The 22,929-nt window shown below is 70.0% G+C and carries 24 protein-coding genes and 1 tRNA gene; 12 read left to right on the forward strand and 13 right to left on the reverse strand.

The features are described 5' to 3' along the window. Complete coding sequence (locus QRY02_RS36590; protein WP_285987341.1) at positions 1–483, reverse strand: MarR family transcriptional regulator; 483 nt, start codon at positions 481–483, stop codon at positions 1–3. Between the two features lie 73 nt (positions 484–556). On the opposite strand from QRY02_RS36590, the gene QRY02_RS36595 reads away from it, so the two are divergent. Beyond that, on the forward strand, positions 557–1,750 hold the full coding sequence (locus QRY02_RS36595) for an FAD-dependent oxidoreductase (protein WP_285987342.1): 1,194 nt from the start codon (positions 557–559) through the stop codon (positions 1,748–1,750). A 37-nt stretch (positions 1,751–1,787) separates the two neighbouring features. Here the strand turns inward: QRY02_RS36595 and dcd are convergent, their stop codons facing one another. Continuing rightward, the gene (gene dcd / locus QRY02_RS36600; RefSeq protein WP_086671086.1) at positions 1,788–2,369 is read right to left on the reverse strand and encodes a dCTP deaminase; all 582 of its coding nucleotides are present in this window, start codon (positions 2,367–2,369) and stop codon (positions 1,788–1,790) included. Positions 2,370–2,392: 23 nt separating this feature from the next. Further along, positions 2,393–3,586: an oxygenase MpaB family protein gene (locus tag QRY02_RS36605; protein WP_285987343.1), complete on the reverse strand. Its 1,194-nt coding sequence runs from the start codon at positions 3,584–3,586 to the stop codon at positions 2,393–2,395. Positions 3,587–3,696: 110 nt separating this feature from the next. Here QRY02_RS36605 and QRY02_RS36610 point away from each other — a divergent pair. After that, positions 3,697–3,767, forward strand: a tRNA-Gly gene (locus QRY02_RS36610). Here QRY02_RS36610 and QRY02_RS36615 read toward each other — a convergent pair. Next, on the reverse strand, positions 3,759–4,985 hold the full coding sequence (locus QRY02_RS36615) for an RNA polymerase sigma factor (RefSeq protein WP_285987344.1): 1,227 nt from the start codon (positions 4,983–4,985) through the stop codon (positions 3,759–3,761). The genes QRY02_RS36610 and QRY02_RS36615 overlap by 9 nt on opposite strands. Further along, the gene (locus QRY02_RS36620; RefSeq protein WP_285987345.1) at positions 4,982–5,332 is read right to left on the reverse strand and encodes a YciI family protein; all 351 of its coding nucleotides are present in this window, start codon (positions 5,330–5,332) and stop codon (positions 4,982–4,984) included. Before QRY02_RS36620 ends, QRY02_RS36615 begins: the two co-directional genes overlap by 4 nt. 118 nt (positions 5,333–5,450) lie before the next feature. On the opposite strand from QRY02_RS36620, the gene QRY02_RS36625 reads away from it, so the two are divergent. Continuing rightward, positions 5,451–6,650, forward strand: coding sequence for a cytochrome P450 family protein (locus tag QRY02_RS36625; RefSeq protein WP_285987346.1), 1,200 nt, complete (start codon positions 5,451–5,453; stop codon positions 6,648–6,650). On the opposite strand, the gene QRY02_RS36630 is transcribed toward QRY02_RS36625, so the two are convergent. Then, complete coding sequence (locus tag QRY02_RS36630) at positions 6,647–7,297, reverse strand: hypothetical protein (protein ID WP_285987347.1); 651 nt, start codon at positions 7,295–7,297, stop codon at positions 6,647–6,649. The genes QRY02_RS36625 and QRY02_RS36630 overlap by 4 nt on opposite strands. Before the next feature lie 106 nt (positions 7,298–7,403). On the opposite strand from QRY02_RS36630, the gene QRY02_RS36635 reads away from it, so the two are divergent. Together QRY02_RS36635 and QRY02_RS36640 are read left to right on the forward strand one after the other, a co-directional pair. Then, positions 7,404–7,781 carry a nitroreductase family deazaflavin-dependent oxidoreductase gene (locus QRY02_RS36635; protein ID WP_285987348.1) on the forward strand — a complete coding sequence of 126 codons (378 nt, stop codon included), beginning with the start codon at positions 7,404–7,406 and terminating at the stop codon, positions 7,779–7,781. Between the two features lie 2 nt (positions 7,782–7,783). Next, a complete protein-coding gene (locus QRY02_RS36640; protein ID WP_285987349.1) occupies positions 7,784–8,317 on the forward strand; it encodes a GNAT family N-acetyltransferase in 534 nt (177 codons plus the stop codon). Here the strand turns inward: QRY02_RS36640 and QRY02_RS36645 are convergent. The 4 genes from QRY02_RS36645 to QRY02_RS36660 all read right to left on the reverse strand — a co-directional run bounded on the left by QRY02_RS36645 (position 8,307) and on the right by QRY02_RS36660 (position 12,390). Further along, positions 8,307–8,633, reverse strand: coding sequence for an MmcQ/YjbR family DNA-binding protein (locus QRY02_RS36645; protein WP_285987350.1), 327 nt, complete (start codon positions 8,631–8,633; stop codon positions 8,307–8,309). The genes QRY02_RS36640 and QRY02_RS36645 overlap by 11 nt on opposite strands. 38 nt (positions 8,634–8,671) lie before the next feature. Then, a complete protein-coding gene (locus QRY02_RS36650) occupies positions 8,672–10,363 on the reverse strand; it encodes a bifunctional metallophosphatase/5'-nucleotidase (protein ID WP_285987351.1) in 1,692 nt (563 codons plus the stop codon). Between the two features lie 116 nt (positions 10,364–10,479). Then, entirely contained in the window at positions 10,480–11,259 is a 780-nt protein-coding gene (locus tag QRY02_RS36655) for an alpha/beta fold hydrolase (protein WP_285987352.1), read from the reverse strand. A gap of 51 nt (positions 11,260–11,310) precedes the next feature. Next, positions 11,311–12,390 (reverse strand): Gfo/Idh/MocA family protein, encoded by a 1,080-nt coding sequence (locus QRY02_RS36660; RefSeq protein ID WP_285987353.1) that lies wholly within the window; start codon positions 12,388–12,390, stop codon positions 11,311–11,313. Between the two features lie 219 nt (positions 12,391–12,609). Here QRY02_RS36660 and QRY02_RS36665 point away from each other — a divergent pair, with 219 nt between their 5' ends. Further along, entirely contained in the window at positions 12,610–13,236 is a 627-nt protein-coding gene (locus QRY02_RS36665; protein WP_285987354.1) for a VanZ family protein, read from the forward strand. Here QRY02_RS36665 and QRY02_RS36670 read toward each other — a convergent pair. Then, entirely contained in the window at positions 13,177–13,353 is a 177-nt protein-coding gene (locus QRY02_RS36670) for a hypothetical protein (protein ID WP_003058066.1), read from the reverse strand. The two genes, QRY02_RS36665 and QRY02_RS36670, sit on opposite strands and share 60 nt — an antisense overlap. Before the next feature lie 117 nt (positions 13,354–13,470). Between QRY02_RS36670 and mug the strand changes: the two genes are divergently transcribed. From mug to QRY02_RS36690, 4 genes are all read left to right on the forward strand, one after another. Continuing rightward, on the forward strand, positions 13,471–14,031 hold the full coding sequence (gene mug, locus QRY02_RS36675) for a G/U mismatch-specific DNA glycosylase (RefSeq protein ID WP_285987355.1): 561 nt from the start codon (positions 13,471–13,473) through the stop codon (positions 14,029–14,031). Between the two features lie 265 nt (positions 14,032–14,296). Continuing rightward, positions 14,297–15,082: a response regulator transcription factor gene (locus QRY02_RS36680; protein ID WP_285987356.1), complete on the forward strand. Its 786-nt coding sequence runs from the start codon at positions 14,297–14,299 to the stop codon at positions 15,080–15,082. A gap of 159 nt (positions 15,083–15,241) precedes the next feature. After that, a complete protein-coding gene (locus QRY02_RS36685) occupies positions 15,242–17,077 on the forward strand; it encodes an acyl-CoA dehydrogenase (protein WP_285987357.1) in 1,836 nt (611 codons plus the stop codon). 137 nt (positions 17,078–17,214) lie between these two features. Then, on the forward strand, positions 17,215–17,490 hold the full coding sequence (locus QRY02_RS36690; RefSeq protein WP_285987358.1) for a GlsB/YeaQ/YmgE family stress response membrane protein: 276 nt from the start codon (positions 17,215–17,217) through the stop codon (positions 17,488–17,490). A 58-nt stretch (positions 17,491–17,548) separates the two neighbouring features. Here QRY02_RS36690 and QRY02_RS36695 read toward each other — a convergent pair whose 3' ends face one another. Further along, complete coding sequence (locus tag QRY02_RS36695) at positions 17,549–18,964, reverse strand: MFS transporter (protein ID WP_285987359.1); 1,416 nt, start codon at positions 18,962–18,964, stop codon at positions 17,549–17,551. A 112-nt stretch (positions 18,965–19,076) separates the two neighbouring features. On the opposite strand from QRY02_RS36695, the gene QRY02_RS36700 reads away from it, so the two are divergent. Then, entirely contained in the window at positions 19,077–19,919 is an 843-nt protein-coding gene (locus tag QRY02_RS36700) for a helix-turn-helix transcriptional regulator (RefSeq protein ID WP_285987360.1), read from the forward strand. Next, positions 19,916–20,623, forward strand: coding sequence for a leucine-rich repeat domain-containing protein (locus QRY02_RS36705; protein ID WP_285987361.1), 708 nt, complete (start codon positions 19,916–19,918; stop codon positions 20,621–20,623). The genes QRY02_RS36700 and QRY02_RS36705 overlap by 4 nt, the downstream gene beginning before the upstream one ends. Before the next feature lie 4 nt (positions 20,624–20,627). Here QRY02_RS36705 and QRY02_RS36710 read toward each other — a convergent pair whose 3' ends face one another. Next, positions 20,628–22,757, reverse strand: coding sequence for a VanW family protein (locus tag QRY02_RS36710; RefSeq protein WP_502874290.1), 2,130 nt, complete (start codon positions 22,755–22,757; stop codon positions 20,628–20,630). Positions 22,758–22,929 lie beyond the last annotated feature (172 nt).

Consider the following 22,929-nt stretch of genomic DNA (forward strand, 5'->3'; position numbering starts at 1 on the left):
TCACTCGTTCGTGAGCCCGGCGCCGGAGCCGGTCAGCTTCTCCGTCGACTCGTGGGTGAGGGCGGTGGCGGCCTGGACGAACCCGATGACCGTCCGGAGCTCGTCGTCGGTGTAGCGGTCGCAGAGCTCGTACATGCCTTTGACGAGGTGGTCCCACAGGTGCACGCCGCTCGCAATGGACTGCAGGTCCAGGGCGATGAGGATCTTGCGCCGGTCCTCCGGGTGCGGCTCGCGGTTGACGATCCCCTTGCGCTCCAGCCGGTCGATCATCGCCGTCACCGAAGCGGGCGCGAGCCCCGACAGCCGGGCGAGATCCTTCGGCGTCTGCGGCCCGAAGCGCGCGAGGTAGTCCAGGACCTTGCTCTCCACCGCCGACAGCCCCCGGGTCTCGGAGATCGCGGTGTGGAACATGACCGTCTCCGTCGACAGCTCCCGCGACCTGAGCAGGACTTCTTCGACGAGTTTCGTTCGCTCGCTTGACACGGCGACCAGCCTAGCCCACTCTTTAGTTCGACAGAACGAATTACTTTCTAAGACATTCGAGGGGTCGAAACACATGACACGGGCACTGATCATCGGGGGTGGCGTCGCGGGCACGATCACGGCCATCGCCCTCCACGAAGCCGGGCACGAGCCGCTGCTGTTCGAGGCGTACGACCGCGGCGCCGAGGGCGTCGGCGCGTTCCTGACGCTGGCCGTCAACGGCCTGGACGCGTTGCTCCCGCTCGGCCTCAAGGAGGTCGTCCGCAGCGCGGGCTTCGACTCACCGCGGATGTCGATCGGGCTCGGCAACGGCACGCGGCTCGCCGAATTCCCCCTGGGCGGCGCCCTCCCGGACGGCACGGTGAGCCAGACCGTCCTCCGTTCCGACCTCTACGTGGCGTTGCGCGACGAGGCCGCGCGACGCGGCATCCGCGTCGAGTACGGCAAGCGCCTGATCGGCGCGAGCCAGACGGACACGCACGTCAGAGCGGACTTCTCCGACGGCTCGCACGCGCAGGGCGACCTCCTGATCGGCGCCGACGGCCTCCGCTCCCGCGTCCGCACGATCATCGACCCGGACGCGCCGTCACCGCGGTACGTCCCGCTGCTGAACACCGGCGGGTTCGCCGAAGGCCTGGACCTGCCCGACGAGCCGGGCGTGCTGAACATGGTCTTCGGCAAGCGCGTGTTCTTCTGCCACGTCGTCAGCACGGACGGCCGCGTCTGGTGGTTCGCGAACCCGGCCCGCAAGACCGAACCCACCGCGTCCGAGCTGGCCAAGCTCGCCGGCGAGAAGCTGCGCACCGAGCTCCTGCACCTGGTGGCCCGCGACCGGACCCCGGCCGCCGAGATCATCCGCGCGACGCGGGAGATCTACCCCGCCTGGCCGACGTACGACTTCCCGACGGTCCCGGTCTGGCACCGCGGCCGCATGGTGATCATCGGCGACGCGGCGCACGCGACGTCACCGGCGGCGGGCCAGGGCGCCTCGATGGCCATCGAGGACGCCGTCACGCTGGGCAAATGCCTCCGCGACGTGCCCGACGTCGAGCGCGCGCTGACCACGTACGAGAAGTTGCGGCGCGGGCGCGTCGAAGCGGTGGTCGCGGCCGGCAAGCGCAACGGCGACCAGAAGGTGATCGGCCCGGTCGGGCGGGTCGTCCGCGACTTCTTCATCAAGCGGGTGTTCTCGAAGCCGTTCAAGGAGGACCCGAACGCCTTCATGTGGAACCACCACATCGACTGGGACGAGAAGGTCGCCGTTTAGCGCCCGAGGTACTTCTCCCCCGCCGAGGGCGAATCCACTACCGCCAGGTGTCGACGCGGTGGAAGTTCTTGTACGCCCGGCTCGGGGTCGGGCCGCGTTGCCCCTGGTAGCGGGACCCGGCCTCGCTCGAGCCGTACGGGAATTCGGCCGAGCTGGACAGCCGGAAGATGCACAGCTGGCCGATCTTCATGCCGGGCCAGAGCGTGATCGGCAGGTTCGCGACGTTCGACAGCTCCAGGGTGATGTGCCCGGAGAAACCGGGGTCGATGAACCCGGCGGTCGAGTGGGTGAGCAGCCCGAGGCGCCCGAGCGAGGACTTGCCCTCGAGGCGGCCGGCGAGGTCGTCGGCCAGGGTGACGAGCTCGAAGGTCGAGCCGAGCACGAACTCGCCGGGGTGCAGCACGAAGGGCTCGTCGCCCTCCTTCTCGACGAGCGAGGTCAGCTCGTCCTGCTGCAGCTGCGGGTCGATGTGGGTGTACTTGCTGTTGTCGAAGACGCGGAAGAACCGGTCGAGCCGGACGTCGATGCTGGACGGCTGGACCATGCCGGCATCGAAGGGGTCGATGCCGAGCCGGCCGGCGTCGAGCTCTTTGCGGAGGTCACGGTCACTGAGCAGCACGGCCCGAAGCCTATCCGGTGGGTTCAGGCCGCCCGCATGTGCTGCGCGTACGTCGTGTCAGGCGCGAAGATCTTCTCGAGCCGCTTCACGTACCCGCGGCGCCCGGCCTGCCCGATCCGCTCCTGCAGCGCGGTGGCCCCCGGGATGAACCGCCGCACGGTCTCGGCGGCGAAGTTGACGCCCGCGACGGCGACGATCGCGGCCTGCGCGACGGGATCGTTCGGCAGCCCGAGGAAGTCGGCGTTGGTCTTCCCGAGCACGAGCCGGCTGATCGACGAGTGCACGGCGACGGAGACGTGCGAGAGCACCTTCCCGACGGCCCCGCGCCCTTCGCCGACGGCGGCGTTGGCCTCGATCAGCGCCTTCGCGAGCCGCTTCGAGTCGTCGTCCGGGATGAATTCGGTGGCGGCGAGCAGCCACAGCAGCCGCCAGGCGTCCTCTTCGGAGGCGGGCAGCAGCTCGTCGTCGACGCCCATGAGCCAGCCGATGTAGCGCCAGAGGTGCAGGATGTCGCCGCGCTCGCGGGCGGAGTAGCGGAGGCCGAGCAGCTGCGTGCCGAAGACGTAGACGAGCGAGAAGAGCAGCAGCGTCCCGGCGGTCTGCACCTGGTTGACGGGCCGATCCCAGGCGGCGTAGTCCCAGTCGTCCCGCCGGTTCATGGCGGCGCGCACGTGGGCGTGCACGAGCCGGATCCGCAGCGCGGAGGCGTACCCCTTCCCACCGTGCTTGAGGGCACCGGGCGTGGTGACGTCGATCCACCAGGCGGCGGTCTCGACCAGCCTCCGGGTGGCCTTGTATTCGATCTCCCCGGTCCCGACCAGGGATTTCGTGGCGCGCGAGGCGAGGTAGCCGCCCATCAGCGACATGTCTCCCAGCGGGAAGAGCCCCAGCAGCCCGGCCCGCGTGATGGCTTTCGCGCCCCGCTCGAGCCGCTCATCGTCGACCCAGTAGGGCTTGGCGTCGACCTGGTCGAAGAAGTCCTTGAGCGGCCCGGCCGCGCTGCTTCGGTTCACCAGGGCGTCTTCGAAGAGGGCGCGCCCCTGCCCCTTGGGCTGCTGCGCCATCCAGGCGACGACGTCGTCGGCGAGCCGGTCCTGCACCTGGGCGAACTCCCGCATGCGCGCGACCTGCCGCTCGTCACCCCGGATGTCACCTTCGATGAACAGCCGCTGGGCCAGCCGGAACCCGCCTTGCCGGAACAGCTCGGGCTCGTCCATGCCGCTCACCTCCGCCAGTCGACAACAAGTGTTGTCACATGACGCGCGCGAGTCAAGGAGGAGGGCACTGGACAGGGGGATCACGATGCCGTGTATGCTGGCGACGCACTGCGGATGTAGTTCAATGGTAGAACATCAGCTTCCCAAGCTGAATACGCGGGTTCGATTCCCGTCATCCGCTCTCATCGAAACCCCGGGCCTTCTGTCCGGGGTTTTCGCTTTCCATTCTCGTCCGCAATTGCGCCGCGTGGGGAGCGGGCAAACCGGTTTCCACCGCGCGGGCCAGCGCCTCGAAGGCCGACGCGGAACCCATGCGGTGCAACAACTCCGCTCGTGATGCGTGCCACCACGGGTAATCGTCCAGTCCCGCCAAGGCGTCCACCAGCGCCAATGCCGAAGCAGGCCCGTCGCGTTCCGCCACCGCGGCCGCCCGGTTCAAGCGGACCACCGGGGTGTCCTGGACCGACAACAACACGTCGTACCAGGAAATCACCGCGTCCCAGTTCGTCTCTTCGTACGTCGGGGCCAAATCGTGGCATGCCGCTATCGCCGCCTGGACCACGTACGCGTTCGGTACCGACGGTGTCCGGCGCAAGGCGCGGGCGACCAGCTCGACGCCCTCCTTGATCAACGATGCGTCCCACGACGAACGGTCCTGCGCGGAGAGCAACACCGGTACGCCCGAAGAGAACCGGGCGAGACGGCGGGCGTCCTGCAGCAGCACCAAAGCCAGCAGCCCCAGCGCCGTCGGCTCGTCCGGCATCAGGGAAACCAGCATGCGCGCCAGCCGCACGCCCTCCGCGAGCAGTGAAACCCGGCCCGTGTAGCCCTCGTTGAAGATCAGGTACACCGTCGACGCCACGCCGGCCAACCGCGCCGGCAGCTCCTCCGCCGACGGGACCCGGTACGGGATCCGCGCCTGGGCGATCTTCTGCTTCGCGCGCGTCAGCCGCTTTGCCATCGTCGCTTCGGGGACCAGCAGGCCCCGGGCAACCTCCGCCGTCGACAAACCGCCCAATGTCCGAAGCGCCAAAGCCACCTGGGCGTCCAGGGACAACGCGGGGTGGCAGCACGTGAAGACCAGCCGCAGCAGGTCGTCGCGGACCACCACCGGGTCGGGGCACGGGTCGACGTCGGGCATCGCGATGGCCTCCTTCCCCTGCCGCTTCGCCTCGCGGCGGACCACGTCCACCGCGCGGCGGCGGGCCGCGACCAGCAGCCAGCCCCGTGGGTTGCCGGGGACGCCGTCGCGCGGCCACGTCTCCAGCGCGCGCACGACGGCGTCCTGAACCGCGTCTTCGGCCAGGTCGACGCTGCCGGTGACGCGGACCAGCGTGGCCAGTACCCGGGTGCCCTCGTCCCGGACCAGCCGCGCGACCGCGTCCCCGGCGCCGGTCACTTGCCGAAGTCGACGACCGGCCGGACCTCGATCGCGCCGTCCCAGGCACCCGGGATCCGCGCGGCGACCTTGACCGCTTCGTCGAGGTCGGCGCATTCGAGCAGGTAGAACCCGGTGAGGGCTTCCTTCGTCTCCGCGTACGGGCCGTCGCTCGTGACGAGGTCGCCGCCCTTGCCGCCGGTGACGCGGACCGTCGTCGCGGTCGCCGTCGGGTACAGCGCCGCGCCACCGCGGATCACCGCGGCCGCCCCGGCGCCGAACTCGTCGTAGTCCTTCATCATGTCCGTGGCCTCGGGCGTGGTCGGGTCGATGTCGGAGGCGTAGATGATCGCGGCGTACTTGGGCATGAGGTGCTCCTCGCGGGTCCTGACCGGCTCTGGTCGCCGGTTCTCACTGTAAGGACGAACGGGCGAAGCCGCGCCGGGACACTTGTCGGGAAGAAAGTCCGGCAGGCAGGGTGAACGCATGGGAGAGCCCGCGCTGTTCGGTCCGGACTTCGATCGCGACCCCTCACCCGCCTACGCCTGGCTGCGCGAACGACCGCCGCACCGGCTCGGCTTTCCCACCGGCACCTGGGCGTGGCTGATCACGCGGTACGACGACGCCGTGACGGCGCTCAACCACCCCGCCCTGGTCAAGAGCCCCTTCGCCGGCAACGACGAGTGGCAGCGCTCGGGGATGGGCCTGCCGCTCGACCACCGGCCGTCGCTCGCGTCGCACATGGTCAACTCCGATCCGCCTGAGCACACCCGGTTGCGCCGCGCGTGTGCCGGCGCGTTCGGCCCGCGCCGGATGCAGCACTTGCGCGAGCGTGCCCAGCAGGTGACCGACGAGCTGATCGACGCCGTCGAAGCACGCGGGCACGGCGATCTCGTCACCGACCTCGCCTACCCGCTGCCGATCGCGATCATCTGCGACCTGCTCGGGGTGCCCGAGTCCTACCGCGAGGACGTGCACGAGTGGTCGCTCGTCATCGACTCCGCCGACGACACCGCCGGTTCGAAGGTCCGCGAAGCCACCGACGTGCTGGAACGGCTGGTCACCGAGGTCGTCGAGGCCAAGCGCACGACGCGCGGAACCGACCTGATCAGCGACCTCGTCGCCCAGGAAGCCACCTGCACGCTCTCCGCGGACGAGGTGACGTCGACGGCGTTCCTGATCCTGATCGGCGGCCACGAGACGACCGTGGGGCTGATCGCGACCGGCGCGCTCGCCCTGCTGACCCATCCCGGCGAAGCAGCAAAAGCAAGAACCGACCCCGCCCACCGCGCCGCCGTCATCGAGGAGACGCTCCGGCTGCACGCGCCGCTGCAGAACGCGACCTGGCGGTTTCCCACCGAGGACGTCGAGATCGGCGGCCGGCTCATGCGGCCGGGCGACCCGATCCTCGTTTCCGTGCTGGCCGCCGACCGCGACCCCGCGGTCTTCGCGGAGCCGGACACCTTCCGGCCGGGACAGCGGGCCGGAGAACGGCGGCACATCGCCTTCGGCGCCGGACCGCACCTGTGCATCGGCGCGGCCCTGGCCCGGCTGCAGGCCGACATCGCCTTCGAGACCCTGCTCAGGCGCCTTCCGGCGGCCCGGCTCGCCGTCGCCGAAGAAGAGCTCACCTGGTGGCCGAGCCCGATCACGCGCGGGCTCTTCCACCTGCCCGTCCAGGTCTAACCCTCGACGAGCTCCCAGTCGGAGTCCGGCGTGGCGCGGTCGTACACCTGGCCCGGTGCGGCCTTGAGCACGCTGCGCACGTCCGGGTACAGGTTCGCCACGTGCTCCAGCTCCAGGCCCTCGACCTCGAAGTCCTCCGCTTCCGGGACCTCGAAGCCGACGAACAGCCACGTGCCGTCCTGCTCGCGGACGACCTGGCGGACCGCGCGCACCGGCTGCTGCGGGCCGGTCGGGATCTCGGTCAGGCCGCTGCTGATCTGGGCTTCGTCGTCCGGCGAGCCCTCGTACTCCCAGGCCGCGCGGCGCTGGGCGAGCAGCCGGACGTCCTCGTCCTCGTCGTCGGAGCCGGTCACCGACGAAAGCAGCCACGTGCGGCGCTCCGGGTCCCAGTCGGCGGCCATCCCGGTCGGCAGCTCCGCCAGCGCACCCAGCTGCGGCAGCAGTTCGACGGCTTCGCGCAGCGACATCTTGCCGAAGCTCTCGCGATTGACCAGCACGTCGTCGGACAGCTCGGTGCCGTCGCTGATGAACCAGTCGTCCTCGTCGTCCAGTACGACGAAGCCCAGCGCGTCGGGGTCGTTCACGAGAGCCAGCGCGATGATGACCGGCCCTTCCGGGTCCTGGCGCAGCGGCCATGCGGTCGACATGCGCCATATCCCACCATCGGTGCGGTGCGGGCGGGGAGCCGGGGTCACCCGGTCGGTTAATTCATCATTTGTTGATATCTGCCGCGAGGAGGATCATCATGGGCGCATGGTGCTCTCCAAACGAGTCGCCCGCTTCAACCGCGTCGCGACCAACCAGGTTCTCAGACACGTCGCCGGCTGGGCGCCCGGCTTTGCCATGGTCGTCCACAAGGGACGGAAGTCCGGCCGCGAGTTCCGCACGCCGATCAACGTGTTCCGCACAAAGGACGGCTTCGTCGCCGCGCTGACCTACGGGCCGGACGCCGACTGGGTGAAGAACGTGCTGGCCGCCGGCGGCTGCACCTTGGTCACCCGGCGGAAAAATATTCACGTGCGCGGCGCCGAGCTCGTGCACGATGATTCGCGACGGGCCATGCCGGTCCCGATCCGGCAGATCCTCGGCTTGTTGGATGTCAACGACTTTCTGGTGCTGAAGCGGGAGTAGAGATGATCGAGGGGGAACTCGTCCTGCTGCGCGCACTGGAGCCGGAGGACGCCGAACGGCTGCACCCGTGGACCTACGACCCCGAGGTCGGCCGGTGGATGGTCAACGAACACCCGCTGTCGCTGGCCCAGGTGCGGAAGCGCTGCGAGGAACGCGCGCTGAACACCTACGGGAAGGTCGTCCTCGGCATCGAGGCCAAGGCCGAGCGAAAGCTGATCGGCCTCATCGACCTGCGCGACGCCGAGCCCGAACTCGGTGAAGCCACACTGGACGTCTACATCGGCGACGCCGAGTACCGCGCGGGCGGCGGCTACGGCACCGAAGCGCTGCGCCTGATGTGCCGGTACGGCTTCGACAACATGCGGCTGCACCAGATCACGCTGTGGGTCGTCGCCGAGAACGAGGTCGCCCGGCACGTCTACCGCAAGGTCGGCTTCGTCGAGGAGGGCCGGCACCGCGAGGCGTTCGTCGGCCTCGACGGCGAGCGCCACGACATGATCCTGATGAGCATGCTGAAGGGCGAGCTCAAGTGGTGAGCCGCTTGGGCGCCTTCAGCCGCCACGCCTCTTCGAGCAGCTCTCGCAGCTGATCGACGTCCACGCGGTCCAGGTCGACGATGATCGAGCCGTACCCGTCGTAGTGCGGGGTCGTGAAGAAGGCCGCGTCGCCGGAATCCAGCAACGCGGCCTTCTCGTCGTGCCCGCACATCACGACCAGACCGCCTTCGGCCTCGGTGCGCAGCCGCGCGAACCCCTTGCCCGCCACCTTCAGCGCGGGCGTGCGGTACCAGGTCGACGCCTCCACCTCCGGCAGCCCGGAGGCGAGGCGCACGACGTCTTCCCAGGTCGTCATGGATCCATTGTCGACCCGGTGTCTTGCAAAAACGGGAACTACGGCAGGCGGGTGATCCGGTCCGCCGCGGGCGGGGCCAGGTTCGGGTGGGCACCCAGGTAGGCGATCAGGGCGTCGAGGTCCACCGGGCCACCCGACAGGTCCGTGCCCTTGGTGAACTCGGTGAAGCCGTCCCCGCCGGCGGCGAGGAAGTTGTTCACCGACACGCGGAACGTCGCCGCCGGGTCGACCGGCGTGCCGTTGACCGTGATGTTCGAGACCCGCGAGCCGATCGGCGCGGACGCCGAGTAGCTGTAGTGCAGCGAGCTCGAGATCTGAAGGATCTTCGTGCCGGCCGCGGTCCACTGCTGTTCCAGCACGTTCTTCAGGTTCGCGCCGGTCAGCGTGATCGTCTGCATGATGTTCGAGAACGGCTGGACGGTGAACGCCTCGCCGTAGGTCACCACGCCGTCACCCTCGCCGTTCGCGGACGACTTGTACGTCAGGTCGGCGCGGATGCCACCCGGGTTCGTGATCGCGATGACCGGGTTGTTCGACTGCGTGCCCGCGAGCTGCGCGTCGGCGATGACGTCGCCGAGCGGGGACTCGCCGGCCGCGTTGCCCGCCGCCGGCAGGTCGGCGGTAATGGTGCCGACCTGCTTGTTCGCGATCGGCGCCGACTTGGTCTTCGCGTCGGCGACCAGCGCGGCCACGGCCGGGTCCGGGATGACCGTGCGGGTGACGATCTCGTTGAAGGCCTTGGTCTGCGAGCGCACGACGTCCCGCGTCTTGCGGCTGATCTTCAGGTCGACCACCGACAGCAGCCTGCCGAACGACGAGCCCTGGATGACCGGCCGCGGCTGGCCGGCCGGGTCGTTGATCACGCAGTTGTACTGCTGGTGGCTGTGCCCGGTGAAGAACGCGTCGACCTTCGGCGTCACCGCGGCCGCGATCGCGGCGGCCGGGCCGGGGCGCAGCTTGCAGTCGTTCGGGCCCTCGACCTCGGTGCCGTCGCCCTGGTGCATCAGCACGACCTGGGCCTTGACGCCGAAGAAGTCGAGCAGGTTCGACGTGCGGTTGATGGCCTCGACCTCGTCGCCGAACTTCAGGCCCTTGATCGCCTCCGGCGTGACGACGGACGGCAGGTCCTTCAGCGTGGCGCCGATGACGCCGACCGGCACGCCACCCTCGAACTTCACGGTGAACGGCAACAGCGCGGGCAGGCCGTTGGTGAAGTACACATTGGACCCGATGAAGGGGAAGTTCGCCCCCTTGAAGGTCTTCTCGAACTGGCAGCCGTCGGTCGGGTGGCAGCCGCCGAACTGCATGCGCTGCAGTTCCTTGTAGCCCTCGTCGAACTCGTGGTTCCCGACGACGGACGCGGAGACGCCCAGCATGTTCAGGAAGTCGATGGTCGGCTCGTCGTGGAACAACGCCGACGTCAGCGGCGACGCGCCGATGTTGTCACCGGCGGACACGACGAACGAGTTGGCCACCTGCGCCCGCAGCTGCTTCACGTGCGTGGCCAGGTAGGCGGCCCCGCCGGCGTCCACAGTGGTCCCGTCCGACTGCACCACGCGCCCGCTGGAGCCCGACGGCGGCTCCAGGTTGCCGTGCAGGTCGTTGAACCCGATGATCCGGACGTCGGTGGTGGGATCCGGGCGCTGGCCCGCGGACGCGGGTGCGGTGGTCACCGCCGTGGTCGCCAGCGCGGCCGCGGCGAACACCGCGAGCCGGGTCGAAAGCCTCATGAGTGTTCTTCCTCCGATTCGCGCCCCAGGTCCCCGAACGGGCGCACGGCGGAGGATTCTGCCTCGCGAAGCAGTCACCTACCAGGGTCAAAAGACGGACGTAAAGCGAACGTCACCTAACGGCTCCCGTCGAGCAGCACCCGCGCGACGAGTTCCGGGTCGTCGTTCATCGGCACGTGCCCGCAGCCCGGTAGCAGCCGGAACACCCCGTGCGGGGCGACTTTCCGCAGGTCGGCGACGCGTGGGCGGGCCAGGATCCGGTCGCGCTCGGCCCAGGCGATCGTCACCGGGACATCGGTGACGGGTCCGGTGAAGCGGAAGTCGCCCCGGGACTGCGCGGCGGTGGGCTCGAAGCCCGGCGCGGTGGCGAGGGCGTGCGCGTCCTCGACGACGGTGTCGGGTGTCTGCAGCTCGGGCCGCCCGACGATCATCCCGGTCAGCGCGCGCCGCCCGGACGCGCTCGCGGCGATGCGGCGCACGACGTGCGGTGGCGTGCGCTGCGCCAGGGCCCGGTGGGCTTTGAGGGTGGCGATCGCGTACATCTTCTGGGTCCGGTTCCACAGCCCGGCCGGCGACAGCGCCGTGACGCTGCGGACCAAGCCGGCCTGCCCGAGGGCCAGCGACAGCAGGCCGCCGAGCGAGTTGCCGGCGACGTGCGGCCGGTCGAGCCCGAGGTCGGTGAAGAGCTCCTTGAACATCACCAGCGCAGGCTCGATGCCGTACCCGCCGGACGGCTCGGGCGACTCGCCGAAGCCGGGCAGGTCGACGGCGATGACGTCGCGATGGGCCGTGAGCAGCGGGAACACCGGCGCCCACGCCTGGCGGCGGTGGCCGATGCCGTGGATCAGCACCAGTGGCTCGCCCCGGCCCGCACGGTCGTAGACAACGTCGTCCATGATCCGAGCGTAAGACGCGAGTAGCGGAAAATCTACAACCGCCAGTAACAGTTACTCTGCGTCCGGTTGGATCCGGGTCCCGGCGTCGGCCGACCGCTGGACGGCGTCGAGCACGCGGTGCACGCGCAGGGCGTGCGCGAAGTCCGGCAGGTCGCCCTTGAGGTGCCGGGCGTACGCGTGTGCCACGTTGTACGAGGGTTCGGCGCTGCGGCCGGCCAGCTGCGGCAGCTCGTACCGCGCGGGCACGGTGAGCTTTTCCAGGGTGCCGGTCCGGCTGCCGCGCAGGGTCAGCTTGGCGATCCAGAACAGCGGGTCCGCCGCCTCGACGACCAGCGTGCCCTCGGTGCCGTTGATCTCCCAGTGGAAGTCCGTGGCCGGCGACGTCCCGCCACGCAGGTGCAGCGACGCGACGGCGCCTCCGGTCAGCACGCCGGTCACCGCGATCTGGTCCGGTGCGGTCATCTCGACGGACTCGCCGGTGACCTCGTCGCGCACCCGCGGCCGGACGGTCGCCATCGTCGCCGAGAGCTCGGCGAAGCCGCCGAGGACCATGGCCAGCGCGTCGACGGTGTGCGCGAACGGGATGGTCAGCATCGTCGCCCCGCCCGCGGGGTGCAGCTGGTAGTCGCGGCCGGCCCGCACGGATGGGCCCCAATTCGCGCCCGAAGCGATCAGCGACGTCGAAAGCACGCGACCGACGTAGCCGTCCTTGATGAGGTCGCGCAGGTAGCGCAACGCGGGCGCGGACCGTCCCTGCAGGCCGACCGCGGTCGTCTTCTCCCGGGCGGCTTCGGCCAGCACCTCGGTTTCGGCGAGGCTCACGCCCAGCGGCCACTCGCTCAGCACCTGCTTGCCCGCGGCGAGCGCGGGCTCGATGAGCGCCCGGTGCTGCGGCACCTTCACGGCGACCACCACGAGGTCGACCTCCGGGTGCCGGGCGAGTTCCCCGGCGTGGCCGAAGGTCAGCGGCACGCCGTACTTCTCGCCGGCCACCCGCGCCGACTCGGCGCTGCTGCCGGCGAGCGCGCGGAGTTCGTAGCCGTCCACCGCGGCCAGCGCGGGCACGTGCGCGGTCGCGGCCCAGCCGCCGTTCGCGCTGAGCCCGACGATGCCGACCCGGACCGGTGCCATGAGCGTTCCTTTCGTTGCCTGCATAGAGCCCGACGTGCCGAGCGTCGTGCGCATTCCCGTATCGGCGCAAGCAGCATCCGGTTACGCCGGCATGACTTCGATCACCCACGGCCCGCCGATCGGCCGCGGGCGGGTCGGCCGAGTGGCCGATGGTGAGTCCGGGCCGTCGGGCTCTTCGACCGAAGCGGCACCGGGGGCAAGATCCATAACGTCGGTGGCATGACGAACGCACAGGTCACAGCCCTGCAGTACGGCTTCATCGCCTTCCTCGCGCTGTGGGCCGTGGTGCTGGTGCCGCAGCTGATCACCCAGCTCGCCCGGCACGGCGGCCTGCGGCTGCGCGGCATCGCGACCACGGCGGCGGTGCTGCTCTACGGCTGCATGACGCTCGCGGTCGTCTTCCTGCCGCTGCCGGGCCCCGGCACCCGCCGGCTCGGCCAGACCGTGCAGCTGCACCCGTTCCAGTGGATCGCCGACATCCACACGGAGCTGCTCAAGCACGGTGGGCAGTGGTTCCTCACGCAGACGTTCCAGCAGGCGTGCCTGAACCTCCTGTTGTTCGTGCCGCTCGGGGTGTTCGCGCGGATCCTGTGGCGCCGCGGCCTGACCGGCACCGCGCTGATCGGCTTCACGGCGTCACTGCTCATCGAGCTCACCCAGCTCACGGCGAACTTCGGCACGGCGCCGTACGCCTACCGGATCTTCGACGTCGACGACCTCATGAACAACACGTTCGGCGCCGTCGCCGGCTGGGTGTTCGGGGCGCTGCTGCTGACGCTCCGGCGTTCAACGGTCGACGTGCAGCCGGCCCGGAGCGAGCGGGTCCACCTCGCCGAGACGCGCTAGCCGGGCTTTCCGCTGCAGCGCGGCCCGCTTGGCGGCCCGCCGGTCTTCCAGGACGACAACGAGCGCGGCGACGGCCAAGACCAGCGCGACCAGTCCGAGGACGATCGGAAGCTGCACGAAATCCTCCTCGGTACGGCGCTGTGCGGGAGATCACACAGGTTACGCAGGTTCGTGGTGAATTCGCTACCCCACGCGACGAGGGCGGCGAACCCGAGCGTGCCGGAAACTGGACGGGTGAGCACCCGACCCACGAAGGACCAGCTGGCCGCGGCGCACAACGCCACCATCCCCGACGTCATCGCCCCCGGTCTCGACGTCCTCTTCTGCGGCATCAACCCCGGCCTCTACTCCGGCGCGGTCGGCCGGCACTTCGCGCGCCCCGGCAACCGCTTCTGGCCCGCACTCCACAAGGGCGGCTTCACCCCGCGGCTGTACGACCCCAGCGAGCAGGACCAGCTGCTCGACCTCCACCTCGGCGTCACGAACGTCGTCGCCCGGACCACCGCCCGAGCCGACGAACTGACCGACGACGAGCTGCGCAAAGGCGGAAAACTACTGGTCGCCAAGGTGCTCGAGTACCGGCCGCGGTGGCTGGCCGTGGTCGGGATCACCGCCTACCGGACCGCGTTCGGCTTCCCCAAGGCGCGAGTCGGCCCACAGGAACACCGGATCGGCGACACGCAGGTGTGGGTGCTGCCGAACCCGAGCGGCCTCAACGCGCACTGGACACCGGCCGGGCTGGCGGCCGAGTTCGCCCGGCTTCGGGCGGCATCGGATGACTGTCGAAATCGTTGAACGCGCTCCGGGCCACCCTCAGTAGCGCCGACTGCCCCATCAGGTCCTTCTCACCCCGGCCGCGCCACCGCCCCATGATCGACTTCTACGGAAAGTTTGCTGTGACCGGCGGATTGGGCCATGAGGGGGATTTGGCGTCATGAGCTGCGCAATCGCGACTCGTACCAAGCAGGAAGAGTCACTTCCGGCCGGTCCAAGCAGGGAACCGGACGGTGCCGGAGACGTCCGGCACCCGGGAGCGACCGCGCAGAGACGGAGGCCCGCGATGCACGGCATCGAGCCCACCCGCAGGCCCACAGGGCCCGCCGGACCCGGCGGGCGCAGCCTCGGCGTGGCGGTCGTCGATCCCGTGCCGATCTTCCGCGACGGCCTCGCCGCGCTCGTGCACCGCAACCAGGGACTGCACTGGGCCGGGCAAGCCGCCAGCCACCACGCGGCCCTGCAGCTGTGCGAGCAGGTCAAGCCGGACGTCGTCCTCCTGGACTCGGCACTCGACCCGAACTGCCACCTGACCAAACTGCTCAACGCCGGCGACCCGGCGCTGCTCCTGGTCATCCTGATCCGTGACGCGAATCGCACGCAGCAGTACCTCGCGGCCGCGATCGCCGCCGGCGCGCACGCGATCGTGCCGCGGTCGATCGATTCACGGCGGCTCGCCGAAGCGATCCGGCGCGCGCACAGCGAACGCCGTTACATCGACCCGGCGCTGGCCGCCTTGACCGCCCGGCCGAAGCGGGCGACCGCCCCGAAGGGCGACCTCGCCCACGACAGCCCGCCGGCGGCACGCGGCGCGATGCCGCTGTCCAGGCGCGAGTACCAGGTGCTCCAGCTGGTCGCCGAGGGGCTCGAAAACTCGGCGATCGCGAAGCTGCTGTTCCTGTCGGTCGAGACCGTCCGGACCCACGTGAAGAGCATCCTGCGCAAGCTTTCCGCCCGAGACCGGACACACGCGGTGACGATCGCCTTCCGCGGCGGGATCCTGATCGCGCGCCCCGAGGACGGGCACGTCCCCGTGACGGCGGACACAACGGCGATCCCCGGTAGCCGCTGACCGCCCTTTCCCAGGCGGAAGGCAACATTCGGGTGGATTTCGGCTACTCGGAAGTGCGGATCTGCTTGCTCCAGTTACCCGCAGGTAATATCCTGAAGTTACCGGCGAGTAAGGCGAATATGTGCCCGGCCGGGGAGCCGAACACATTGGAGTGACGACATGGGCCACTACAAGAGCAACGTCCGAGACCTGGAGTTCAACCTCTTCGAGGTACTCGGCGTGCAGGAGCGCCTGGGCAAGGGTGTGCTCGCCGAATCCGACGAAGAGACCGCCCGCGGGGTGCTGTCCGAGCTGAACAAGCTCGCGACCGGCCCGCTCGCCGAGTCCTTCGCCGACGCCGACCGCAACCCGCCCGTGTACGACCCGAAGACCTTCAGCGTCAAGATCCCCGAGTCCTTCAAGAAGAGCTACAAGCAGCTCCTGGACGGCGAGTGGTGGCGCCTCGGCCTGACCAACGACCTCGGCGGCTTCGGCCTTCCGCCGACCGTCCAGTGGGCGGCGTCCGAGCTCATCCTGGGCGCGAACGCCCCGCTGTTCATGTACATGGCGGGCCCGAACTTCGCCATGATCGTGAACAAGAACGGCACCGAAGAGCAGAAGCACTGGGCCCAGATCATGATCGACCGGGCCTGGGGCGCCACGATGGTGCTGACCGAGCCGGACGCCGGCTCCGACGTCGGCGCGGGCCGCACCAAGGCCACCAAGCAGGAGGACGGCTCCTGGCACATCGACGGCGTGAAGCGGTTCATCACCTCGGCCGAGCACGACATGAGCGAAAACATCATGCACCTGGTGCTCGCTCGCCCCGAAGGTCCCGGCATCGAGACCAAGCCGGGCACCAAGGGCCTGTCGCTGTTCCTCGTCCCGAAGTTCCACTTCGACTCCAAGACCGGCGAGCTGGGCGAGCGCAACGGCGCCTACGTCACGAACGTCGAACACAAGATGGGCATCAAGGCCTCGACGACCTGCGAGCTGACCTTCGGCCAGCACGGCACCCCGGCCAAGGGCTGGCTGCTCGGCGAGGTGCACGACGGCATCGCGCAGATGTTCCAGGTCATCGAGTACGCCCGGATGATGGTCGGCACGAAGGCCATCGCGACGCTCTCGACGGGTTACCTCAACGCGCTCGAGTACGCCAAGGAGCGCGTCCAGGGCGCCGACCTGCCGAACATGCTGAACAAGGCCGCCCCGCGCGTCACCATCACGCACCACCCGGACGTCCGCCGCTCGCTGATGCTCCAGAAGGCCTACGCCGAGGGCCTCCGCGCGGTGTACCTCTACACGGCGTCGTTCCAGGACCAGCTGTGGACCGGCGAGGGCGACCAGAAGCTCGCGCACGGCGTCAACGACCTGCTGCTGCCGATCGTCAAGGGCGTCGGCTCCGAGCGGGCCACCGAGCAGCTCGTGCAGTCGCTGCAGACGCTGGGCGGGTCCGGCTTCCTGCAGGACTACCCGATCGAGCAGTACATCCGTGACGCCAAGATCGACTCGCTGTACGAGGGCACCACGGCGATCCAGTCACTGGACTTCTTCTTCCGGAAGATCGTCCGCGACAAGGGCCAGTCGCTGGCCTTCGTCGCCGGGGAGATCACCAAGTTCATCGAGTCCGAGGCGGGCAACGGCCGGCTCAAGAACGAGCGTGCGCTGCTCAAGCAGGCCCTCGAGGACACCCAGGGCATGCTCGGCTCGCTGATCGGCTACCTGACGGCGTCCCAGGAGGACTCGCAGAGCATCAACAAGGTCGGCCAGCACACGGTCCGCCTGCTGATGTCGGTCGGCGACCTGCTCATCGGCTGGCAGCTGCTCAAGCACGCCGAGGTCGCGATCGGCAAGCTCGACGTGGGCGCGTCCGCCAAGGACACCCCGTTCTACGAGGGCAAGATCGCCTCGGCCTCGTTCTTCGCGAAGCAGGTGCTGCCGGAGCTGACCGCCCGCCGCGCCATCGTGGAAGCCGCCGACAACGCACTCATGGAGCTGGACGAAGCCGCGTTCTGATCAACGTGTTCCGCCGAAGGGCCCCTTCCACCCGGAAGGGGCCCTTCCGGCGTTTCGAGGTCATCCCGCCGGGGCATTCCGTCTCCGAGTTCGCGGGACCGAGTGGCCGGACCCGCGACCACCGAGAGGAGATAGTGATGACTGTCGCCGGCATCATCAGCGCCATCGTCGTCGGGCTGATCATCGGCGTTCTGGGCCGGCTGCTCGCTCCCGGCAAGCAGAACATCCCGATCTGGCTGACCATCGTGATCGGTATCATCGCCGCCTTCATCGGTACGGCCATCGCGCGTGGCCTCGGCTACGCCCACACGGACGGCATCGACTGGCTGGAGATCCTCACCCAGGTCGTGCTGGCCGCGATCGGTGTCAGCATCGCCGCGGGCGCGTACGGCCGACGTGGTGTAACCCGGTAACCCCAGGAACCAGCCCGGCTGGTCCACCTTCGGGTGAACCGGCCGGGCTTTTCCGTGGCTACCGCCGGGCCGACACGCGGGCGAGCGCGACGGCGAACCCGGCGCCCACCAGCAGCAGGGCCGCGGCCCAGGTCATCGTCGTGGTGATGGCGTGCGCCGACGAACCGCCGGCAAGCGTCAAGAAGAGACTCCCGAACGTCGCCACCCCGACGACCTGGCCCAGCTGCAACGTCGTCGTGAGCAGGCCACTGGCGTCCGCCGCGCTTTCGAGCGGGACGTGGGTCAGCGCGTGCGCCATCAGGGACCCGAACGCCAAGCCCATGGAAAGGCCGAACAGCAGGAGCGCGGCGAAGAACAGCGCGCCGCCGCTTCCACCGTCCTCGAGGCTCAACCCCAGCAACGCATACGCGACCGCCGACCCCACGTAGCCGCACGGCGTCAGTGCCGCGTGGACGCGCACGGGCAGTTTGTGCCAGAAGAATCCGCACACACCGAAAACCACCCCACCGGGTGCCATGGTGAGCCCGGCGGCCAGCGCCGTCTCCCCGAGGCCCGCCTGCAGGTGCAAGGCGACGCAGAACAGGAACCCGCCGTAGGACGCCACACCGGTGGCCAGCGCGGCCAGTCCCGGTGCGACACCGCGGACCCGCAGCACGCCGAGGTTGACCAGCGGGTCGCGCACCCGGCGTTCCACGACCACGAACAGCACCGCCAGCAGCAAGCCTGCCGCGAGCGAGACGAACGTCCACACCGGCCAGCCGGTTTCGTGCCCGAGGACCAGCGGCAGCACGACGAGCACCACGGCGGGCACGGCGAGCGCGAGGCCGGCGAGGTCGAGCCGGCGGCCCGCCTTCGCCGCGCCGCCGGGCACCAGCCGCAGGGCGAGCGCGGCGACGAGCACCCCGATCGGCACGTTCACCAGGAAGATCGGCCGCCAGCCCGTGCCGAAGAGGTCCGCGCCGACGAGCACGCCGCCGAGCACCTGGCCGGACACGAACGCGACCGAGATGACCGCGGTGTACGCGCTGAGCGCCTTGGCGCGTGCCGGACCGCTGAACTGCGCCTGGATGACGCTGATGACCTGCGGCATCATCAGTGCGGCGCCGGCGCCCTGGGCGATCCGCGCGACGATGAGCGTCACCGGGTCCGGCGCGAAGCCGCAACCCAGCGAGCAGACGGTGAAGGCGACGACGCCGGTGACGAACAGCCGTCGGCGCCCGAACAGCTCGCCGAGCCGGGCGCCGGTGATCAGCAGCATCGCGTAGCCCACGGTGTAGCCGGAAACGACGAGCTGCAGCGCGGCGCCGGACGCGTGCAGGTCGGTGCGGATGTCGGTCATGGCGACGTTCACGACGGTGACGTCGAGCAGCGCCATGAACTGGCCGAGCAGCAGGACGGCGAGCATGAACCACGGCCGCCGGTCCGGCCGGGCGGCCCGGTCCGGGGTGGCCGGGGCAGGGGTGGTCAGTGTCATGCCCCTGACCTTGGGGTTCTTCGGTTGTGGGCGGAGAGAGCCTGGTGGTGCTGGTACTGGGAGCACCTGCTTTCAACGGAAATTGTCGTACCCCTCGGGCACCATGTTCCGCATGACGTCAGCGCAGGTCCACACGAGCCGCCGGGAGGAACTCGGCCAGTTCCTCAAGGCGTGCCGGGCGCGGATCGGCCCCGAAGAGGTCGGGCTGCCGCCCGGCGTGCGCCGTCGCACGAGCGGGTTGCGGCGGGAGGAGGTCGCGCTGCTCGCCGGCGTGGGCGTCACCTGGTACACGTGGCTGGAGCAGGGACGGCCGATCAACGCGAGCGCGCAGGTGCTCGACGCGGTGGCGCGCACGCTGCGGATGGACCACCCCGAGCGGGAACACCTGTACCGGCTGGCGGAGCTGACGCCGTCCCGGCTGCCGTCGTCGGTCGAGGTGGTGCCGGACACGGTGCGCGAGGTGCTGCGCGCGCTCGATCCGCTGCCGGCCACCGTGATCAACGGCCGGTTCGACATCCTCGCGTCGAACGCGGCGCAGGAGGAGCTGTTCTGGGAGTGGCACAGCCTGCCGTGCCTGCACAAGAACCTGTTGTGGTGCTGCGTGACCGAGCCGAACGCGCGGCGGATGCTGCTGAACTACGACGAGGAGGTCCCGCACATGGTCGCGCGGATGCGGGCCGAATACGGCAGGCACGTCGGTGACCCGGTCTGGGAAGAGGACATCCGGCGCCTGTCGGCGTTGTGCCCGGAGTTCGCCGCGTTGTGGGCGCGGCACGAGGTGGCGGAACCGCGGCCGCGGCTGCGGGAGTTCCAGCACCCGCGGGCGGGCCGGATGCGCCTCCGGCTGACCGAGCTGGCGGTCTCGGAAGCGCCGGGCCTGCGGATCCAGGTGTCCACTCCGGACGACAGGGCGACGTGGGCGTTGCTGCCCCTGACCCGGCGGGAGGCGTCGTGACGTACGCGGACCTGAGCGATCAGGGGCTGACGTCGGTGCCTGCGCTGCCGGACGGCGTCACCCGGCTGGATCTGTACAAGAACTCGATCTCGGAGGTGCCCGGGTCGCTGTGGTCGCTGACCGGGCTGCGCGTGCTGAACCTGGCGGCGAACCGGATTTCTTCGCTGCCGCCGGGCATCTCGGCGCTGACGTCGTTGCACACGCTCGACCTGGCGCACAACCGGTTCGACTCACTGCCGGACGAGCTGGGCGAGCTGGCCGGGCTCACCGAGTACCTGTACATCAGCGACAACCGGCTGACGAAGTTCCCGGATGCCTGGTGCCGGCTGGGAAAGCTGCGGTACCTGGGGTGCACGGACAACCGGCTCACCGCGCTGCCGCCGGACCTCTCGGGGTTCGCGGCGCTGCGTGAACTCCGGCTGTACCGCAACGAGCTGGCCGCGCTGCCCGAGTCGATCGGGGCGCTCGGTGCGTTGCGGGAGCTGCACCTGCGCGGCAACCGGCTCACCTCGCTGCCGGCGTCGATCGGCTTGCTGAGTGAGCTGCGTCAGCTCGACCTGCGGGAGAACCAGTTGACGACACTGCCCGCGTCACTGGCTGGGTTGTCCAAATTGGACAAGCTGGATCTGCGGTGGAACAAGCAGCTCCGGGAGCCGGCGTGGCTGCGCGACTTCGAGGAGGCGGGGTGCATGGTCCTTCGCTGACAACTCAACAGAGAAGGGTCGGGCGCGGCCCGTAGGTCGCCGTGTGCGACGTCCGCCGGAGCTCGGTGCCGCTCGCGAGGTCGTAGAGCACGCGCGTGTCGGTGACGCTGAAGCCGGAAGAACCGATCGAGGGCTGGCACGAGCCGGCCTCGCCGGAGCCGAACTGGATCGGCGGCGGGTCGCCGGGCGTCTGCGCTCCGGTCTGGCTCTCGACGCGGAAGTGCCGGGTGCCCCAGATCCGGACGGTCACCGAGTCGCCGGAAACGGTGGCCTGGATGGCGATGCCGGTCGCCGCGTCGTTGGTCAGCTTGAGCTCCACGGGGCTGCCGTCGGCGTTGACGGCCTTGGCGTCGCGGCCGACGGGGTAGCGGTCGAGGTAGTGGTCGTGCTCCAGGTGGCCGGCGTCGGCCAGGCCGGCGAGGTAGGCGGCGTTGTACAAAGTGGACGCCAGCTGGGAGACGCCGCCGCCGACCACGGACGGGCCGATGCCGTCCTCGTCGACCGGGGCGGCCACGTAGCCGGCGGCCGCGGTGCGCGGGCCGGAGCGGCCGCCGAGGCTGAACGTCTCGCCGGGCTTGACGATCGTGCCGGACACGCGGGCGGCGAGCGTCCGGTTGTTCGTCGCGGCGGGGCCGGTCAGGCCGCCGGTGGTGAACTCGCCGACGACCTCTTTGATGCCGAGCGCGTTGGCGGCGTCGGTGGTCACGCTGGGTGCGGACGCGCTGTAGACGACCGGGAGATCTCGTCCGTCAGTCTTCTTGAGCACGTCGATCAGGGGGAGGAAGGTCTTCTCCCAGTCGACCTTGCGGGCGTCTTCGGAGGGCTCGACCGCCGGCTGGTCGCCGGTGAAGACGACCTGCGCGTCCTTGCCGTCGGTCTCGGTGCTCGCGAGCGGGTCCTTGAGGGCCGCCTGCAGCTTGCCCTGGTCGATCCGGACCTCGACGGCCCCGCCTTCGACCACGGCGAACTGGAACGACGCCGCGATCGTCGCGGGCTTCAGCGGAACGTCCTTGCCTTCGCCGTGCACGACGACCGGTTTCGCGACGGCGGGCACGACGATCTGCTGCCACGCGGCCTGCACCCCGGCGGCGGTCGCCCGCACGGGCGTGATCGCCATGGAAAGCTTGACCCCGCCGGGGTCGAGCCAGTGGTCGGTGACGGTGTGCACGGCGCCGGCCAGGTCGGTCAGCTGCTGGCCCTGCCGCGGCAGGACGGGGTGGGCGGTGACCCCGCCGTCGCTGCCCGCGATGGGGGTGAACCCGACCGTGCCTTCGGTGGCGGGGTGGTTCAGCCTGCCCTCGGCCAGCTCGCGCACGGCCTGGGTGATCTGGTTCTGGTCGGTGCGCGTGGCCACCCCGACCTCGCGGCTGGTGAAGAAGGACATGATCCGCGTGATCGGACTGAGCGGCTGGTGCCCGGCGAGGCCGAGCGTGTTCGGCCAGTCGAGCCCGAGCCCGGACTGCGAGGGCACGAGTTCGGCCTGCACATCCCCACCGTGCACGACAACGGGCCGGATCAGCCGCGGCTCGAGTTCTTTCCGCAGCTTGGCTTCGGCTTCGGCATGGCTGAGCCCTCCGACCTCGACGCCGGCCACGGTCACCCCGCGCGGCACATCCCCGGCGCTGACGGCGAGATCGATGGCGTAGAGGATGACAAAGAGACCAAGGGCGAGCCCGATGGACATCATGGTCCACGCAAGGCCCTTGCGCAGCTTCCGGGCGGGCGTCTCCGGCGCCGGGGGTGGCGTGGGGATCTCGAGGAGCTCGCCGAGCAGGTCATCGGAGAAGAGATCGGTCGTCCCGGCGCCACTGCCCGGAACGGGAGCGGCGACAACGGGCGGCCAAGCGGGCACGACTTCGGTCGCGGGCTCGGCCACAACGCCAACGGCCGCCGCAGGTGATTCGGCCACGGTCGGCGGGCCGGCCGCTGAGGGCCACTCGAGCACCGCATCGCCGGGCGGCTCGGCCACGGGCGGCAGGTCAGCCGCTGAGGGCCACTCGAGCACCGCATCGCTGACCAGCTCGGCAGACGCTGCAGGCGGTTCGGCCACGGTCGGCGACTCAACCGGCGCAGGCGGCGGGCCAGCCAGCGCGGGCGGCGACTCAACCGGCGCGGGCGGCGGCTCGATCACCAGTTCCGCCGCAGCCGCCGCGGTGGTCTGCTCGGTCGCCGGTAGCTCTTGCTCGGCGTCGGGCCACACCTCGGCCGCCGTTGCTTCGGCCGTTCCGGGCTCGGCCGGCGCATGAGCGCGGTCGGCTTCGAGCGTTTCCGCGCCCTCGCGTACCTCTTCGTCTGCCACGCGCCTG

Origin of the sequence: Amycolatopsis sp. DG1A-15b (assembly GCF_030285645.1) — a bacterium.
Taxonomy (GTDB): Bacteria; Actinomycetota; Actinomycetes; order Mycobacteriales; family Pseudonocardiaceae; genus Amycolatopsis.